General features: G+C 73.6%; 11 protein-coding genes. 8 read left to right on the forward strand and 3 right to left on the reverse strand.

Going from position 1 to position 17,155, the window contains the following annotated elements; all coding sequences use genetic code 11:
• Positions 1-33: 33 nt before the first annotated feature.
• Positions 34-2,544 carry a LuxR C-terminal-related transcriptional regulator gene (locus G569_RS65645; protein WP_028066216.1) on the forward strand — a complete coding sequence of 837 codons (2,511 nt, stop codon included), beginning with the start codon at positions 34-36 and terminating at the stop codon, positions 2,542-2,544.
• Here G569_RS65645 and G569_RS0130455 read toward each other — a convergent pair.
• Both G569_RS0130455 and G569_RS0130460 read right to left on the reverse strand, forming a co-directional pair.
• Positions 2,541-3,869, reverse strand: coding sequence for a hypothetical protein (locus tag G569_RS0130455; protein ID WP_028066217.1), 1,329 nt, complete (start codon positions 3,867-3,869; stop codon positions 2,541-2,543). The genes G569_RS65645 and G569_RS0130455 overlap by 4 nt on opposite strands.
• Positions 3,870-3,872: 3 nt before the next feature.
• Positions 3,873-4,244: a hypothetical protein gene (locus tag G569_RS0130460; RefSeq protein WP_028066218.1), complete on the reverse strand. Its 372-nt coding sequence runs from the start codon at positions 4,242-4,244 to the stop codon at positions 3,873-3,875.
• A gap of 148 nt (positions 4,245-4,392) precedes the next feature.
• On the opposite strand from G569_RS0130460, the gene G569_RS59310 reads away from it, so the two are divergent.
• The 7 genes from G569_RS59310 (at position 4,393) to G569_RS0130495 (ending at position 16,291) form a co-directional block, all read left to right on the forward strand.
• Positions 4,393-6,192, forward strand: coding sequence for a hypothetical protein (locus tag G569_RS59310; protein WP_028066219.1), 1,800 nt, complete (start codon positions 4,393-4,395; stop codon positions 6,190-6,192).
• A 64-nt stretch (positions 6,193-6,256) separates the two neighbouring features.
• Positions 6,257-8,245, forward strand: a complete 1,989-nt coding sequence (gene ligA / locus G569_RS0130470; RefSeq protein ID WP_028066220.1) for an NAD-dependent DNA ligase LigA — start codon at positions 6,257-6,259, stop codon at positions 8,243-8,245.
• A gap of 18 nt (positions 8,246-8,263) precedes the next feature.
• Positions 8,264-9,895, forward strand: a complete 1,632-nt coding sequence (locus G569_RS59315) for a sensor histidine kinase (RefSeq protein WP_053227199.1) — start codon at positions 8,264-8,266, stop codon at positions 9,893-9,895.
• Positions 9,883-10,536 carry a response regulator transcription factor gene (locus G569_RS0130480; protein WP_028066221.1) on the forward strand — a complete coding sequence of 218 codons (654 nt, stop codon included), beginning with the start codon at positions 9,883-9,885 and terminating at the stop codon, positions 10,534-10,536. Before G569_RS59315 ends, G569_RS0130480 begins: the two co-directional genes overlap by 13 nt.
• Positions 10,537-10,828: 292 nt before the next feature.
• A complete protein-coding gene (locus G569_RS0130485) occupies positions 10,829-13,363 on the forward strand; it encodes an ABC transporter permease (RefSeq protein WP_028066222.1) in 2,535 nt (844 codons plus the stop codon).
• Between the two features lie 108 nt (positions 13,364-13,471).
• Entirely contained in the window at positions 13,472-15,208 is a 1,737-nt protein-coding gene (locus G569_RS0130490; RefSeq protein ID WP_028066223.1) for a hypothetical protein, read from the forward strand.
• Positions 15,209-15,283: 75 nt separating this feature from the next.
• Entirely contained in the window at positions 15,284-16,291 is a 1,008-nt protein-coding gene (locus G569_RS0130495; protein WP_028066224.1) for an alpha/beta hydrolase family protein, read from the forward strand.
• Here the strand turns inward: G569_RS0130495 and pucL are convergent.
• Positions 16,276-17,118: a factor-independent urate hydroxylase gene (pucL, locus tag G569_RS0130500; protein WP_037500311.1), complete on the reverse strand. Its 843-nt coding sequence runs from the start codon at positions 17,116-17,118 to the stop codon at positions 16,276-16,278. The two genes, G569_RS0130495 and pucL, sit on opposite strands and share 16 nt — an antisense overlap.
• Positions 17,119-17,155 lie beyond the last annotated feature (37 nt).

The following is a 17,155-nucleotide window of genomic DNA, read 5'->3' on the forward strand; positions in this document are numbered from 1 at the left end:
GACTCAGATCGTTGTCATGTTGAGGACGTCGAGATGGCCGATCTGCTTCTGGAACGCTCCACCGAGCTTGCCGCGATCGACAAGGCGCTGCGCATGGCGCGCGCCGGCCGGTCGCGCCGGCTGCAGATCACCGGTCCGCCCGGCAGCGGCCGGACGGAGCTGATCGAGCAGGCCTGCGCGCGGGCGCGCGACCACGGCCTTTCCGTGGTCGCGGCTCGGGGGGAGCTGGGGGAGCGCGGCTATCCGTTCGCGCTCGCCCGGCGTCTGTTCGAGCGGCAGTCCGGGCCCGGGGACCGCTACCAGACGCTGCTGGAGCTCAACCGCGAGCTGGCCCGGCGAGCGCCGGTCCTCGTCGGCGTCGACGATCTCGAGGACGGCGACAGCGCCTCGCTCGAGTGGATCGCCTTCGCGGCGCGGCGACTCGAGCATGTCGGCGTCGCCTTCGTGCTCGCGGGGGAGACGGCACTGCTGGAGGACGCCGTGGTCCTCGCGCTGCGGCCGCTCAGCGAGCGGGCGGTCGCCGCGCTGTTGCACGTCGAGCTGGGGAACGCCGTCGACGGCTCGCAGGCACGGGCGTGCCACGTCGCGAGCGGCGGCCGCGCGTTGCTGGTGAGCGAGTTCGCCGCGGCTGCGCGACGGCGGCGCCGGGAGGCGGTCCCGCCCGGCGTCGTGGACTTCGTCGAGCGCCGGCTGGCGCGGCTCCCTCGCAACTCCCGCCTACTCGCCGAAGCGATCGCGCTGCTCGACGGGTCCGCGACGCTGCACGCCGCCGCGACGCTGGCCGGGCTGGCGTCGGATGACGCCGCGGCGGCCGCCGACCGGCTGCGCGGGGCCGGCCTGCTCGCCCGCGGGGACCGGCTCGCGATCGAGCCCCCACTGGTCGCCCGCGCGGTCTACGAGGGTGTCCCGAACGCCCGCCGCGGGCTCTGGCACGCCCGCGCGGCCCGCGCGGCGGCCCGTCCGGCGAGCGCGATCCGGCATCTCCTGCGCAGCGAGCCCGCCGCCGACGCGTGGGTCGTCGAGACGCTCACGGCCGCCGCTCGCCGAGCGCTCGCCCAGGGCGAGCCGCGCGAGGCGGCAGTGCTCCTGCGGCGCGCCGCGCGTGAGGGCGTACCGGACGGCGGCGAGGTCCTGATCTCGCTCGCCGAGGCCGAACGCCGGCTCGCCGACGCGCGTGAGATCGCGCGGCTCGAGGCGGCGCTCGAGTGCGGCGCGCCGCAGACCGCGACGACGAGCGCGCTCGCGCGGGCGCTGGTGACCCACGGGCGCGCCGACGAGGCACTCGAGCTCTGCGACGCCGACCCCACCGAGCTGCACGCGGGTGCGCGGCTGATCCCTGGCGCCGGCCGCGCCGTGGCGGCGCGTCTCACCGAAGGCGCCCCCGCGGCCACGCCGACCGCACGCCCCGCCCGCGCTCTCGTCGCCTGTCGGGCGGCGGAAGCGGCCTGCGGCGCGTCGAGCGCGCGGACCGCCGTCGCGCTCGCCACGCGGGCGCTGGACGGCGACGGGCTCGACCCGGAGTCGCCGGCGTACTTCTCCGCCTGCGCCGCGCTGGCTTGGTCGGATGAGCTCGCGCTGGCCCGCGTGCATCTCGATCGCGCGCGGGCGCACGCGCGCAGGCTCGGGTCGGTGCCCGGGCTGGCGCGGTCCGAGGCCGGGCACGCCATGGTCGCGCTGCGATGCGGCGATCTGGAGGCGAGCGTGGTCCACGCCAGGTCGGCGCTCGGCGCCGGACAGCACACGACGGTCGCGTTCGGAGTCCGCGCGGTGCTGGCGCTCGCGCTGCTCGAGCTCGACCGGCTCGACGAAGCCGAGGGGCTGTGCGACGCCGCGGGCACGCCGGAGCTGCGCTACGCCCGCGGGCGGCTGCGGCTCGCCCGCCATGACGCGCCCGGCGCGCTCGCGGACTTCCTGGCCGTGGGGCAGGCACTCCGGCGCGACGCGATCGACGGCCCGGCGCTGATCCCGTGGCGCTCGGCGGCGGCACTCGCCGAGGCACCGGATGCGGAGTCCCTCGCCGCCGAGGAACAGGCACTCGCCGCGCGCTTCGGCGCGCCGCGCGCGCTCGGTCGCGCGCTGCGCGTGCTCGCGGTGGTCGGCGACGCGCCCGAGCGCATCGGGCGCTGCCGGGCGGCCGTCGCCGTCCTCGCCGCCGGCGAGGCGCGTCTCGAATACGCCCACGCGCTCTGCGACCTCGGCGCGAGCCTGCGCCGCGAACGCGCCCGCCGCGAGGCGCGCGAGCCGCTGCGCGAGGCCCTGGACCTCGCGGTCCGGTGCGGTGCCGCGGCGCTCGCCCGGCGCGCACGCGAGGAGCTGGCGGCGAGCGGCGCCCGCCCGCGCCGGCTCGCCCAGTCCGGCCGCGACGCCCTGACACCGGCCGAGCTGCGCGTCGCCGGGTTGGCCGCCCGGGGTCTCGCCAACCGAGAGATCGCCCGCTCGCTCGTCGTCACCGTCAAGACGGTGGAGACCGAGCTCAGCCACGTCTACGCCAAGCTCGGCATCCGGTCGCGCCGCGACCTCGCGAGCGCACTGCAGGCGGGCTAGAGCTGCGGCCGCCAGGCGGCCCGCTGCACGGGTGACGCCACGTACTCGGGCATCTCGGACCACGCGGCGAGCGCCGGTCGCGGCACGCCGTTGCCGTCGAGCACGCCGCTGTTGAAGCCATCGGCGTAGGTCGTGTACTGCGTCATCAGCCCGACGCCGAGTCCGTCGCCCTTGTCGCGGTGGTGGCGCGATAGCGCCTCGGTCAGGACCACCGCCTGATAGTCGAGCTGCTCGGCGACGGTCAACGGGCGCCCAAGCCCCAACCGGATCCGGCCCGCCGTGGCGTTGAGCTGTGCCGGTCGGCAACCGCCCTCGGTGGCCCACAGCTCAGGTCCGCCGTCCAACTGCCGTCCTGCCCAGCCCCGTTCGACCAGCAGTCGCCGCAGATAGGCGATGTGATGTTGATCGCGCTCGATGTCGGCGTAGTTGTGGAACGACCAGATCCAATGGTCGCCGCCGGTGAACCCGCGCTCGTCGAGCGCGGTCAGCAGCGCCTCGCAGAACGTGTCCGTCGCGGGCGTGTAGGGGGTCCGGTGCGACATCGTCGTGCTCCGCGGGACGTCGAAGATGTCGCTGTCGGACGTCGAAGGGCCCAGGCACAGCGCGCCGCGTTCGTACCGGCGCGCGATCGCGTCCAGCGTGGCCATCATCTCCGCCGTCGCCGCGACCGACGTGACGTGCGTCCCCTCGACGCCCCAGCGGGCGACGAGGTCGGTCGTGTCGACCTGGCTCCGTTGCGGCCACACCTGCAGGTTCGGCTCGTTGGTCACCTCGAACGCCGCCACGCGGCCGTAGCGGTCGGCGTGTCCGACGTAGCGGTCCCACAGCCAGTCCATCCACTTCGCCCATGGGCTGGACGGCCCGTGCCCGGCCGGCGGCAGGCGATACCGGAGGTCCTTGTAGGTCGGCCGCGCGAGCCGTCCCTCGATCCAACCGATGTAGTTGGCCACGCGGGAGACCCGGTCCCAGGGCTGGAGGTCGCTGTCCTGCTGGCCGTTGAACACGATGCCCTGGGTGTCGTTGGCCCACTGCGGATAGCGATAGACGACCAAGATCACCTCGAGGCCGTCGCGCGTCGCCGCCTTCACGTGCGCGTCGAGCGCCGCGAGCGACAGCGCCGAGCGCGGCGTCCCGCCCGGCTCGAAGTCGGGCCCGTCCTGGAACCACGACCAGTCGGCCCAGAATCGGATGTGGCTGGTCGTCGCGCGCAGCGCGGGCCACCAGGGCGTGAGCACGAGCTTGGCGTAGTCGTTCGCCGGGTTGAGGTCGGGGGTGCTGATCGCCGTCGGGGCGATGTCGATGCACTTGCGCAGGTAGGTGCTCATGGCTCAGACCGTGAAGGCGAAGGTGTGCGAGTCGTTGTCCTCGAGGTACGGCAGCCCGGCCAGGTCGAGTGCCGCGGCGCTGAAGCCGTGTGCCTCGAAGTCGTCGAGCGCCGTGTCGGCGTAGGCGCGGAAGTTCGCGTCCGCGTCGGCATAGATCTGGGCGAAGCGCTCGACCCGGAGGGAGCGATCGGCGAGCTCGTAGGCCGGCGTCGCATTGATGGCGTCCAGCAGCGCGGCGTACGCGGCGGCGCGGGCCGGGGTCAGCGCGGCCGGGTCGGCGACGGCGCCGGTGGGGAGCGCGCCGAGGCAGACGAGCGCCACGGACGCGCCGCCGGTGCGGATCAGCAGCTGCCGGCGGGTGAGGGAGCCAGGCATGCAGCGGAGTGTTCACCGCATCGACACGTTCGCGCATCAGGGGTCGCCCCTGATCTTTGTGAGCGGCCCTTGCGGGGCGGCTTGGAGCGGGGTTACCGTGGTCACGCGACGGTCGCCGACCGGCCGTCTCACGAGAAAGGACCGCGTCATGCCAGCGTCACCGGCACTGGTCCCTTGGGGCCGGGTCCGGCGGCTTGCCGCGGGCGTCTGCACGTCCGCGCTGGCCGTCATCACCTTCGCGCCGTCCGCCTTCGGCGCCGACCGCGAGTTGACCGTCGGCGTGGCCGGCGAGGCGAGCTGGCTGGGGCGGACCGCCCTCACGTCGGCGATCTTCGATCCCGCGACGTTGACCCCGTGCGGCAGCTCGGTGGCGGACGTGTGCGACACGACGCTGGTGCATGTCGACGGCGCGGGCACGCTGTCGCTCGAGACAGGGGCGGTCGATGCCGCCACGCCGGACGTCGATCTCTACGTCTACCGCAGCGACGGCTTCGGGCTGGCGGGCCCGCTCGTGGGCGTGTCGGCGGGCGCCGGTCCCGCCGAGAGCGTGCACATCCCGGCCGCGAGCGGCGACTACCTGGCCGCCGCGGTCTCCTTCTCCACCGGCAGCCCGGGCTTCACCGGGCGCGCGACGCTGGCACCGCGGGCCGCCGCGATCCCCGATGTCGACCGGCCGCGCGGTCGTCAGGAGTCGGTCGTCAGCGACGCCGACGGCGGCGCGGCGTCGCAGCCCGCCGTGGATGTGCAGGATCGCGTGGCCGTCGCCGCCTACCGGGTCTTCCCCGACCCGGAGGCGTACGCCAGTGGGATCGCGACGGCCGTGTCGTTCGACCGCGGCGAACGCTGGCTGCGGCTCGGGACGGTCGCTCCGTCCGGGGCGAACCCGTCCGTGGCGTTCTCGGGCGACGACGTGCTGTTGGCCACGAACGAGGCCGGCGCGGTCGTCCTGCGGCGCTGGTCGCGCCCCGGGTTCTTCGACGTCCTGCGCGACCGCACGTGGGAGTCGCCCGTCGCGCTCTCCGCGCCGCCCGCGAACAGCGTCGACGACCGGCCCGTGCTCGCGGCCACCCGGCGGGAGGTCCTCGCGTGCTGGGTGCGGACGACCGACCTCGGGTCGTTCGGCCGCCAGAGCGTGCTGTGCCGGCGCTCGCACGATCGCGGTCGCACGTGGGATGACGCCGCCGCGGTGTCCAACGCGACGACACCGGGCGTCCCGTACGGGCCGTACGTCGGCGGCGTCGCCGTCGCCGGGCGGCACGGCGAGTTCAGCGTCGCGTGGGTGGACACGCTCGCGGGCACGCTGAACGGCTCCGGGCTCGACGAGGCGTGGGTCGCCCGCGGCTCCGCCGCGCCCGTCCGGGTCGCTCGCTTCGCGCCGCTGCCGCAGCACTTCCCCGGCGACGGGTTCCGCAACGTCGGGTTGCTCTCGCTCGCCGCGGGGCGCGACGCGCTCTATCTCGCGTACGCCGCCGAGGTCGAGGGTCAGGCCGACGTGGAGCTCGTGCGCTTCGGCGACGGAAGCTGGCAGGCGCCGGTCGACGTGGGTGCTGATCCCGGCGGCGCCGATCAGTTCCAGCCCAGCGTGGTCGCCGCCGGACGCGACGTCCATGTGTCGTTCCTCGACCGCCGTCTGGACCCGTCCGGCACCTTCGCCGACGAGTGGCTCGCGTCCTCGGACGACGGCGGCGTCACGTGGGACCGGCAACGGCTCTCGCACGACTCCTGGGACCCGGCGATCGGCGCGCCGCACTCGCCCACGGGTGACCTGCTCGGGGACCACCAGGCGCTGGCCGCGGACCGCTGCGGAGCGATCGCGCTCGCCGCGGACACCCATCGCGCCAATGCTCCGTCGCGCGATCGCGACTTCGACCACGGCCGGCGCGTCGTCTCGGCGGTGCCGCAGCTGTTCGCGTGGCGTCAGCCGTCCCGCGTAGCCTGCCGTGGGTGAGCGAGCCCGATAAGCGTCTTCCGCAGGACCAACCGCAGGTTTCGGGCATCCCGGAGGTGGCCCGATGAGTGTCCAGGAACGGATCCAGGACCTCGCCGACCAGATCACGGCGTTGCGCGACTCGTACTACCGCGGGTCACCCTCGGTGGCGGACGCCGAGTACGACGCGATCGAGGACGAGCTGCGCGGGCTGATCGAGTCCAATCCAGACCTCGCGCCGGACCCGAATCCGCTCGAGCAGGTGGGCGCGCCGTCGGTGTTGCACGCGCCGATCCGCCACTCGCGGCCGATGCTCTCGCTGGAGAAGGCGACCAAGCCGGAGCAGGTCGAGGCGTTCTTCGATCGCTTTCCCGGCCAGCCGGTGGTCGTGATGCCCAAGCTCGACGGCCTCTCGCTCGCGCTCGTCTATGAGGACGGCCGCCTCGCGCGGGCGATCACGCGCGGCGACGGGACGACCGGGGACGACGTGACCGTCCTCGTGCGGGCGCTGGCGGACGGGGTGCCGCCGTCGATCGACGCCGGCGGTCGGGTCGAGGTGCGCGGCGAGGCGGTGATGCTGCGCTCGACGTTCGCCGCGTACAACGAGGCGCATCCCGACAAGCCGCTGATCAACCCGCGCAACGCCGCCGCGGGGACGGTGCGGGCGAAGGACCCGGCGGCGGTGGCGGGGCGCAACCTGCAGTTCTTCGCCTTCGACCTCGACGCCTCCGAGGGCGCTCCGACCGATCTCGAGGACGGCCTGAAGACGCTCGGGTTCGCCGCCGCGGACATGCGGCACTGCGACGACGCCGCGGCCGCCATGGAGGTGATCGACAAGATCGAGGCCGAGCGCAACGAGCTCGACTACGACCTCGACGGCGCGGTTCTGCGGCTCGCGAGCCGGGACGCGTTCGCGGCCGCGGGCACCCGCTCGAACTCGCCGCGCGGAGCTCTGGCCTTCAAGTTCGCCGCCGAGGAGAAGACGACCGTGCTCGCCGACGTCCTCTGGGACGTCGGCAAGACGGGCAAGATCGCGCCGGTCGCGCAGCTCGAGCCCGTGTTCGTGGGCGGGACCACCGTCACCCGCGCGACGCTCGCCAACCAGGAGGTGATCCGCGCGCGGGGGATCAAGATCGGCGACACCGTGCTCGTGCGCCGGGCGGGCGACGTGATCCCGTTCGTCGCGGGCGTCCTCGACGAGGCCAAGCGGACGGGCGCCGAGCGCGAGATCGTCCCGCCGTCGGAGTGCCCGTCCTGCGGGCAGCCGCTGACCGAGCAGGGCAACTCGCGCGAGCTCTTCTGCACGAACGTGGCCTGCCCCGCGCAGACGGTGCGGCGGCTGATCCACTGGGCCTCGCGCGCGGCGGCGGACATCGAGGCGGTCGGGCCGGTGTGGATCGAACGCCTCGCCGAGGCGGGCGATCTGGAGCGCCCATCCGACTTCTACGGCCTGACGAAGGAGCGGCTGCTCGAGTTCGAGCGGATCGGCGAGGTCAGCGCGGAGCGGATGGTCGAGTCGATCGACGCGTCGCGCGATGTCGGCCTGCGCCGCGCGCTGATCGGCCTGGCGATCCCGATGGCCTCCGAGGGCACGGCCGCGCGGTTGTGCCGCTCGGGGTTCGGCTCGCTCGAGGAGGTCGCCGACGCGGGCGAGGAGAAGCTCGTCGCGGTCGAGGACATCGGCCCGAAGGTCGCCGCCTCGCTGACCGAGCACCTGACCCGGCTGCGGCCCGAGCTGGAGCGTCTGCGCGAGCGCGGCGTGTCGTTGGACGTGCGCGAGGAGGACCTCCCGCCCGTGGTCGCCTCCGACGCGCCCCTGGCCGGCAAGACCGTCGTCATCACCGGCTCGATCAGCGATCCCCGCTCGGGCGAGAAGGTCCCGCGTCCCGCGTTCCAGCGGCTGTGCGAGCGGGCGGGCGCGACCACCGCGTCCTCGGTCAGCGCCAGCACCGACATGCTGATCACCGGCGCCGACGTGGGCGCGGCCAAGATCACCAAGGCGGAGAAGCTCGAGGTCGAAGTGGTCGACCAGGGCGTGATCTGGGAGCAGCTGATCGCGGCGGGGGTGGCCTGAGCGCAGTAGTGTCGGGCGATGTCGGCCATCGCCGTGGTGCATCGCTTCGCCGCGCCGGCGCGACGCCCGGCGTTCTGGGGAGCGATCTGGGGAGCGGTCGTCGCCGCGGAGCTGATCGCGCTGGCGTCGATCGTGTTCGCCGACGAGCAGGTTCCGGGCTACCGCGCGGTGTTCCGCCTCTCCGGCGGCGTGTTCGCGGCGTGCGGGCTGATCGGCTGGCGGCGACGCCCGGACAGCCACGTCGGTCCGCTGATGGTCGCGACGGGGTTCGGGCTGCTCGTCGAGCCGGTGTTCTCGCAGATCGAGAACCCCACGCTGCGACTGGTCGGCGACCTGCTCGAGGACGCGTGGGCGATCCCGATCATCGCGCTGCTGCTGACGTTCCTGAGTGGCGGGCGGATCGACGGCACGCCGGAGCGCGTCGTGCTCGGCGTGATCGTCCTGCAGACGGTCGCCGAGGTGCTGCGGCACCTGTTCCTCGTGCGCGAGGGCAACGTGCTGCTCGTGCACGCCGACGCGGACCTCGCCCGCGTGTTCGAGGCGCTCTTCTACCTGTGCACGGTGATCGCGGCCCTCGGCACCGCGGTGGTCATCGGCGTGCGCTTCAAACAGGCGTCGCCGCCGAGGCGGCGCGCGATGGCGCCGAGCGTCGCCGGGATCGCGTGCCTGCTGTGCTTCGCCGTCGCCAACTCGGCGGACGCGAAGGCGCTCGCGTGGTTGGCGGTCCTGTCGCTCCTGCTGATCCCCGCCGCGTTCCTCGCCGGCCTCCTGCGCTCGCGCCTGGCGCGCGGCGGCGTCGCCGACCTGTTCGGCGAGATCCGGACGCTGCGCGGCGACGAGCTGCAGGCCCGCCTGGCGCGCGCGGCGGGGGATCCGAGCCTCGTGCTGGTGCACGGCGAACCCCCGGCGGTCGCACCGGGCCGCGCGGTCGCGCCGCTGGAAGGCGGTGCGCTCGTCTATGACAGCGCGCTCGACGAGGACCCGGGGCTCGTCGAGGTCCTGGCGGCCGCCGCGTCGCTGGCGCTCGAACGCGATCACTCGCGCGCGACACAGCAACGGCTCGTGGCCGCGGGCGACGCCGAGCGGCGCCGGCTCGAGCGCGACCTGCACGACGGCGCGCAGCAGCGGCTGGTCGCCGTGGCGATGCAGCTCCGGATGATCCAGGCCGACATCCGCCGCGACCCCGCGGCGGCCGAGGCGCGGGTCGTGTCCGCGAGCGGCGAGCTCGCCAGCTCGCTGGAGGAGCTGCGGGCGCTGGCCCGCGGCATCCACCCCGCGGTGCTCGAGCATGGGCTCGACGCGGCCCTGATGTCGCTGGCCACGCGCTCCGCCGTGCCGACCGCGGTGTCGTGCGACGAGCTCGACCTGCCGCGCGACATCGAGCTCGCCCTGTATTTCGTGGCGTGCGAGGGATTGGCGAACGTGGCCAAGTACGCGCAGGCGCGGACCGCTTCGGTCCACGTGATCCGCATCGACGGCGGCGTCGCGATCGAGGTCGCCGACGACGGCATCGGCGGCGCCGCGCCGTCGCCCGGCTCCGGGCTGCACGGGCTGCGCGACCGCGTCGAGGCCTTCGGCGGCCACCTGCGCGTGACCAGCCCGCCGGGCGCCGGAACGGTCATCGGGGCGGAGCTGCCATGCGGGTCGTGATCGCCGACGACAACCTGCTGATGCGCGAGGGCATCGCCGCCCTCGTGCGTCGCGCCGGGATCGAGGTCGTGGGGGAGGCCGGCGACGCGCAAGCGCTTCTGCAGGTCGTGGACGAGCGGCGGCCGGAAGTCGCGATCGTCGACGTCCGCATGCCGCCGACGCACACCGACGAAGGCCTCCAGGCGGGACACGCGATCCGCGCCGCGCATCCCTCGATCGGCATCGTGATCCTCTCGCAGACCGTCGAAGCGGGCACGGCGCTGCGGCTCCTCGCCGAGCGCCCCGAACGGCTCGGCTACCTGCTCAAGGACCGCGTCACCGACTTCGACGAGTTCGGGCGGACGCTCCGCCACGTCGCGGCCGGTGGCTGCGCGCTCGACCCGCAGGTCGTCGACCAGCTGCTGGCGGCGCCGCTCGACGGCGGGCGGCTGGCGACGCTGTCGGCGCGCGAGCGCGAAGTGCTCGAGCTGGTCGCCGAGGGGCGGTCCAACAAGGGCGCCGGCGAGCGGCTGGGCGTGACCGAGCGCGCCGTCCGCAAGCACGTCACGGCGATCTTCGAGAAGCTCGGGCTCCCCGCCGACGCCGACGACAACCGCCGGATCCTCGCCGTGCTGGCGTTCCTGAGACCGGATGCGCCCTAGGCGCGTGGCGCTTTAGGCACCCCGCGACGCCAGCAGACTCCCTAGCCGGGGCGCTCCGTCCCCATCGGCTTCAGCTTCCAGTTCTTCAACCTGCCCCCGATGCTACGGCGGCCGAGAACGTCGTGCTGTCGCTCAAGCTCGCGGGGGGTCGAGCCGGATCAGGCGTGGCTCGACCAGGTGGTCGAGAGCGTCGGCCTGACCGCGCGCCTCAAGCACCGCCCGGCGACATCGTCCGCGACCTCGGCCCGTCCTCCGCCCACGAGATCCTGGCGACGCTCGAGGAGGTGTCGGGATGATCGCCGTCGCCCTCAAGGGCCTCGCGGGCCGCAAGGTCCGCGCCGTCCTCACAGCGCTGGCCATCGTCATCGGCATCTCGATGGTCAGCGGCACCTACATCCTCACCGACACGATGCAGAAGTCCTTCGACGGACTCTTCACCGCCACCTACGACAAGACCGACGCCGTCATCTCGACCAAGGAGGTCGTCAAGGGCGCGACGTCCGGCACCGCGCCCATCCCGGCCGGCCTGCTGGCCGAGGTCCAGGCGCTGCCCCAGGTCCAAGCGGCCGGGGGCGCCGTCTCGCCCGACGAGGCCAACGCGGCCGACATCCTCGGGAGCGACGGAAAGCCCGTTGCTCGCGAGAGCGTCGGCGGCAGCTACGACGCCACGCACGGCCAGTTCAGCCCGCTCAAGCTCAAGTCCGGCAAGTGGCCCACCGGGTCGGGACAGGTCGCCATCGACGCCGGCACCTTCTCCAAGCAGCACTTCAAGCTCGGCCAGCCGGTCAAGATCTCGACCGCCGGCACCAAGCACGCGTTCACGCTGACCGGGACCGTCTCCTACGGCGACGTCGACTCGCTCGGCTTCGCCAGCATCGCCGCGTGGGACCTCAAGACGGCGCAGACGCTGCTCCACCGCGAAGGCGGCTTCGACCAGATCTCGATCTCGGCCAAGAAGGGCGTGTCGTCCACCGAGCTCGTCCGCGCGGTCCAGCCGCTCGTCACCAGCGGACTGCAGGTCAAGGACAGCGCCAAGCAGGCCGCCGACGACGCCGCCGAGCTCAACAGCTCGATGTCGATCCTGAAGTACTTCCTGCTCGGCTTCGGCGGGATCTCGCTGCTCGTCGGCGCATTCGTGATCTTCAACACGCTCTCGATCACGGTCGCCCAGCGGACGCGGGAGTTCGCCACGCTGCGCACGCTCGGCGGCTCGCGCAAGCAGGTCATGCGCACCGTCGTGCTCGAGGGCGCCGTGATCGGCCTGCTCGCCTCCGTGCTCGGGCTGTTGGCGGGCATCGGCCTCGCCAAGGGCATCGTCGCGCTGTTCAGCGCCATGGGCGTCGACCTGCCCGCCGCGTCCACCGTCATCGCCCCGCGCACGATCATCGTCTCGATCGTCGTCGGCACGCTCGTCACGCTGATCGCCAGCATCCTGCCGGCGCGCCGCGCGACCCGCGTCCCGCCGATCGCCGCGGTCCGCGAAGGGGCGACCCTGCCGCCTTCGCGCTTCGCCGCGCACTCGTTCAAGACCGGCCTCGGCGTCGTCGCCGCCTCGGTGGCCGCGTTGCTGGCCGGCATGTTCGCGGGCGGGCTCAGCACGCCGTTGCTCGTCGCGCTGCTCGTCGGCGGGGTGTTCGGCGCGTTCGCCGGGATGGCGCTGCTCGCTCCGCACTTGGTCGGGCCGCTGGCGCGCTTCGTCGGCCTGCCGGCGCGTGCCGCCGGCGGCGTCGCGGGTGAGCTGGCCGGGGCCAACGCCGTCCGCAACCCCGGGCGCACCGCGTCCACGGCCGCGGCGCTGATGATCGGGCTCACGCTCGTCACGGTCGTCGCGGTGCTCGGCTCCAGCCTCTCGAAGGCGAACACGTCCGCCATCGAGGACGAGGTCCACGCGGCCTACGTCATCGACGGCAAGGACGGCATGCCCTTCCGTGCCGCGGGTGGCGACGACCTCGCCCACGTCGCCGGCGTCAAGCAGGCCTCGCAGGTCCGTTCGGCCACCGTCCTCGTCGACGGCAAGGAGCGCAAGATCACCGGCGTCGACCCGGCCACGATCGCCCACTTCTTCGACTTCCGCTGGGTCAAGGGCTCCGAGGGCTCGCTGGCCGAGCTCGGGACCGACGGCGCGATCGTCACCAGCGAGTACGCCTCCGAGCACCGGCTCGCGATCGGCCGCACGTTCACCATCACGATGCCGTCGGGGACGAAGCGCACGCTCGTCGTCCGCGGCCTGCACAAGCCGAAGACCCAGCTGCTGAGCGACATCAGCATGAGCCGGAAGGGCTTCGACGCCGTGTCCGGCGACGCGCCGAAGAACGCGCTCACGTTCATCGACGCCGACCGCGGGGCCGGCAAGGCGATCGAGGCGAAGGCCGCCGGCTTCGGCGACGCCACGTTCCACGCGGGTGGCGCCTACGCCAAGGACTCGGGCAAGGGAATGGCGCAGATGCTGGCCATGCTCTACGTGCTGCTCGGCTTCTCGGTGATCGTCAGCCTGTTCGGGATGGTCAACACCCTCGTGCTCTCGGTCTTCGAGCGCACCCGGGAGATCGGCATGCTGCGCACGATCGGCATGACCCGCCGCCAGACGCGGCGCATGATCCAGCACGAGAGCATCATCACCGCGCTGATCGGCGCCGCGCTGGGCCTCGGGCTCGGCACCGCGCTCGCCTCGCTGGTGATGGCGAAGTGGCACATGCCGATCGCGGTCCCGGTCACCACGCTGTTCGGCTTCACGACGATCGCCGTCATCGCGGGCATCGGCGCCGCCGTCGTCCCGGCTCGCCGGGCCGCGAAGCTCGATGTGTTGAAGGCGCTGCAGTACGAGTAACCGGCTCGTGAAAAGTGCCCGCTCGGCCGTTACACGCACGGCTGAGCGGGCACTCAATGGTGTGAGGCGCCGCGTGCAGGGGTGCAGCGGCCCGAGACGGGAGGTTGTATGAAGTCCATTCAGCGCGGCCCGACGCGCGACGAGCTCGACGCTCGTGTGCGCGATCTGCGGCTGCAGGCCTGGCGACGCCGCTCGGTGGCGGCGATCGTCAGCGCGGCACTCGCCGCATCCACGGCGACCCCGGCGGTGAGCCTCGCCGAGCCGGGCGGCTGGGACGGCGGCGCGCCGTCCGCGAGCTCGTCGGACACGGGCGGCGGCGGCATCGGGAGTGACGCCGGCGCCACCGGCGACGGCGGCTACTCGGGCGAGACCTCGGGCTACGGCAGCTCGACGAGCAGCTCGATCGGCTCGTCCGACGGCGGCATCTCGTCGCCCAGCGACGCCGCGGACGCGGCGGGCCCGAGCACGTCCTCGTCGGATGGCGGCGGCATCGGCAGCGACCACGCCGCGTCGGCGACCTCAGGCGAGACATCCGGGTACGGCAGCTCGACGGACAGCTCGATCGGCTCGTCCGACTCCTCGGGCGGCGGCATCTCGTCGCCGAGCGACGCGGCGGACGCGGCGCCCGCCGCGAGCGAGACCCAGACCGGCGGGCTCGACCCGGACTCGCGCGACTCGGTGCCCGACGTGGCACCCCCGGCGGACGCGGACACGTCGATGCCCGCGACGACCGCGATGGGCGACGCGACCGGCTTCACGCAGGACGAGACCGCGCCGGCCGAGCCGCAGACGGGCGGGCTCGACCCCGATTCGCGGGACTCGGTGCCCGACGTCGCGCCCGCGCCGGCCGCGGACACGTCGATGCCCGCGACGACCGCGATGGGCGACGCGACGGGCTTCACGCAGGACGAGACCACGCCGGCCGAGCCGGCCGAGCCGCAGACGGGCGGGCTCGACCCGGACTCGCGGGACTCGGTGCCCGACGTCGCGCCCGCACCGGACGCGGACACGTCGATGCCCGCGACGACCGCGCTGGGCGACTCGACCGGCTTCACGCAGGACGAGACCACGCCGGCCGAGCCGCAGACGGGCGGGCTCGACCCCGATTCGGGCGACTCGGTGCCCGACGTCGCGCCCGCGCCGGCCGCCGACACGTCGATGCCCGCGACGACCGCGATGGGCGACGCGACCGGTTTCACGCAGGACGACGTCGCGCAGGCGCCCACGACGACGGACACGACGCCGGCCGATCCCGGCTCGCTGCCCGCGACGACGCCGATGGGCGACGCCACCGGCTTCACGCAGGACGACGTCGCGCAGCCCGAGCCGGTGGCGCAGCAGCCGGCGCCCACCGCGCCGGACGCCACGCCCAGCGGGTGGCAGGCGAGCGTCACGGCCACGTGGGGGCTCGGGGGCACGGTCGCTGTCGCCCACGACGACGAGTACACGTCGATCACGGTCGGTCCGGCCGAGGGGACCGGATTCTTCGGCTCCGTCGGCCAGGCCAACGCGGCGCACCAGACGACTCCTGGCATGAGCGTGAAGGGCGGGCTCGGGTTCGTCAGCGGCGAGCTCAGCGTCGACCAGACCGCCATCACCGGCAAGGCCAACCTGAACATGCCGGTCAACCCCGGCATCAACCAGACGGTGGCGTCGTACACGGGGAAGATCAATCAGGACCTCTCCGTCACGGGCTACAAGACCGAGGGCATGAGCTACGGGATGCAGGTCGGCCTGGCGACGACGCAGACGGTCACGATCGCGATCCCGAACTCGGCGTTCGAGACCGTGGCGAACTGGCTCGGCATCGGCCGACCGGCCCCGAACACCAGCGGCGGCTGGTAGTTCCGTTTCCGGAACCACGCCCGGCGGGGTGTCTCCCTCGCCGGGCGCGGCGCCGACCACGACGCTGCGAGGACCATGAAATCGCTCCTCCTCGCCGCCGCGCTCGCCGCCCCGGTACTCCTCGCCTCCGCCGCCGAGGCGTCCGTCACGCCACCGGTCCCGACCGGCTCTGCCCCCGTCGGCTTCACTCACACGACGCTCACCGACCACTTCCGCGTCGAGCCGCTCGCGGGCGACACCGGCTCGCGCCGCGTCCCGCTGCGCATCTGGTATCCGGCCGCCGCCCCGGCCGCGCAACCCGCGAGAACGCTGACCGCGGTCGAGCAGGCGGCGTGGGAGGACGAGGCCCAGGCCCCGCACGGCACGCTCGACGGGCTCGGCGCCGCCGCCACCGAGGGCGCCCCGCCCGCCGCCGGCGCCCACGCGGTGCTGCTGCTGTCGCCGGGCAAGGGCGAGACCACGGCACTGCAGAGCGCCCACGCCGCCGACCTCGCGAGCCACGGCTACGTCGTCGTCGGGATGGACCACCCGGGCGACACGACCCACCTCGACACCGGCGACGGCGTCCTCGTTCCCGCGGTGATCGACCAGGCCTCGGCCGAGACGATCGCGATCCGCTCGCGTGACATGCGCTTCGTGCTCTCGCGGCTCGGCTCGCTGCGCGGGATCGGCCGCCTCGCCCTGGACCGGATCGGCGCGTTCGGCCACTCCAACGGCGGCGCGACCGCCGCCGACGCGATGCTCGCCGACCGCCGCATCCGCGCCGGCGTCGACATGGACGGCGCCCTCTACGGCCCCGCGGTCCAGCGCGGGCTGGACCGGCCGTTCGGCTTCATGCAGGGCAACCTGCCGGTCGAGTTCTACGGGACGATCGACGAGTTCCGCCACCGCACGCGCGGCCCGTCGCCGATCGCGTACTTCCCCGAGGGCGCGCACCACAGCTTCGCCGACAACGTCTGGCTCGTCCCGCAGCTCGGTCTCGATCCGGTCGAGAGCGACGTCGGAACCGGCGACCCGGTGGCCGCCGTCCGGCGCCAGAACGCCCTGCTGAACCGGTTCTTCGACCGCTACATCAAGGGGTAGGGGTCCCAGCAGGGCCCCGGATCGGGGGCGTCGTCGCGCAGCACGGCGCCCTCGATCAGCCCGTACGGGCGGTCGTCGGCGTGGAAGACCTCGTTGTCGTTCGTCAGCCCGAACGGCGAGAGATCGACCACGAAGTGGTGCTTGTTGGGCATCGACAACCGCACCTCCGACACGGCGTCGCACGCCGCCAGCACCGCCGACCCCATCGCGTAGAGCGTCTGCTGCAACGAGAGCGAGTGGTGTGCGGCGAACGTGTCGACCAACGCGTGCCGCGCGTCGTCGAACGACGCCGACCCGTCATGGCGCCAGCGCGCCGACACGGCCGTGGCGAGCACGCGATCGGAGGTCTCGACCAGGGTCGTGTAGCGATCGCGCGGGAACCCGTGGAACTCCGAGTCGGTCGTCTTCAAGACCACGAGATCCGACAACCCGGACACGAACCACTCGGCGCCGGGCGTGCAGATCGCCACCGCGATCCGCTGCTCGCGCGCGGACTGCACGAACGCGTGGTCCCCGAGCCGCGCCCACCCGACCTCGACCACCTGCACCCGCGCCCGGTTGATCGCACCGCCCAGGAAGTGCCGTCCAAGCAGCAGCGCGAACTCCTCCGGCGTCCCCACGCCGTGTTCCTTCGCGAACGCGTACACCGTGTTCTTCTGCGTGTCCGTCGCCAGCACCGCGCTGTTGTCGCCGGCCAGGTGGACCGCGTCCAGATCGCCGGAAAGCGCGACCGAGACGAGCAGATCGCGCAGCTCGTGCACGTCGCCGTCGCGCACCACGCGGACAAGATGGGTCTCAGCCTTGCCGTACTGATTGACGCCGAGCATGCCGGGATGATGCCGTACGATTCCATTTCGTATCATG

Origin of the sequence: Solirubrobacter soli DSM 22325 (assembly GCF_000423665.1) — a bacterium.
In the GTDB taxonomy this organism is placed as follows: domain Bacteria; phylum Actinomycetota; class Thermoleophilia; order Solirubrobacterales; family Solirubrobacteraceae; genus Solirubrobacter; species Solirubrobacter soli.

Excerpts from the sequence above, each read along its gene's own strand:
- G569_RS65645 (WP_028066216.1), top strand. The coding sequence starts at position 34 with ATGGCCGATCTGCTTCTGGAACGCTCCACCGAGCTTGCCGCGATCGAC.
- G569_RS0130455 (WP_028066217.1), bottom strand. The coding sequence starts at position 3,869 with ATGAGCACCTACCTGCGCAAGTGCATCGACATCGCCCCGACGGCGATC.
- G569_RS0130460 (WP_028066218.1), bottom strand. The coding sequence starts at position 4,244 with ATGCCTGGCTCCCTCACCCGCCGGCAGCTGCTGATCCGCACCGGCGGC.
- G569_RS59310 (WP_028066219.1), top strand. The coding sequence starts at position 4,393 with ATGCCAGCGTCACCGGCACTGGTCCCTTGGGGCCGGGTCCGGCGGCTT.
- ligA (WP_028066220.1), top strand. The coding sequence starts at position 6,257 with ATGAGTGTCCAGGAACGGATCCAGGACCTCGCCGACCAGATCACGGCG.
- G569_RS59315 (WP_053227199.1), top strand. The coding sequence starts at position 8,264 with ATGTCGGCCATCGCCGTGGTGCATCGCTTCGCCGCGCCGGCGCGACGC.
- G569_RS0130480 (WP_028066221.1), top strand. The coding sequence starts at position 9,883 with ATGCGGGTCGTGATCGCCGACGACAACCTGCTGATGCGCGAGGGCATC.
- G569_RS0130485 (WP_028066222.1), top strand. The coding sequence starts at position 10,829 with ATGATCGCCGTCGCCCTCAAGGGCCTCGCGGGCCGCAAGGTCCGCGCC.
- G569_RS0130490 (WP_028066223.1), top strand. The coding sequence starts at position 13,472 with ATGAAGTCCATTCAGCGCGGCCCGACGCGCGACGAGCTCGACGCTCGT.
- G569_RS0130495 (WP_028066224.1), top strand. The coding sequence starts at position 15,284 with ATGAAATCGCTCCTCCTCGCCGCCGCGCTCGCCGCCCCGGTACTCCTC.
- pucL (WP_037500311.1), bottom strand. The coding sequence starts at position 17,118 with ATGCTCGGCGTCAATCAGTACGGCAAGGCTGAGACCCATCTTGTCCGC.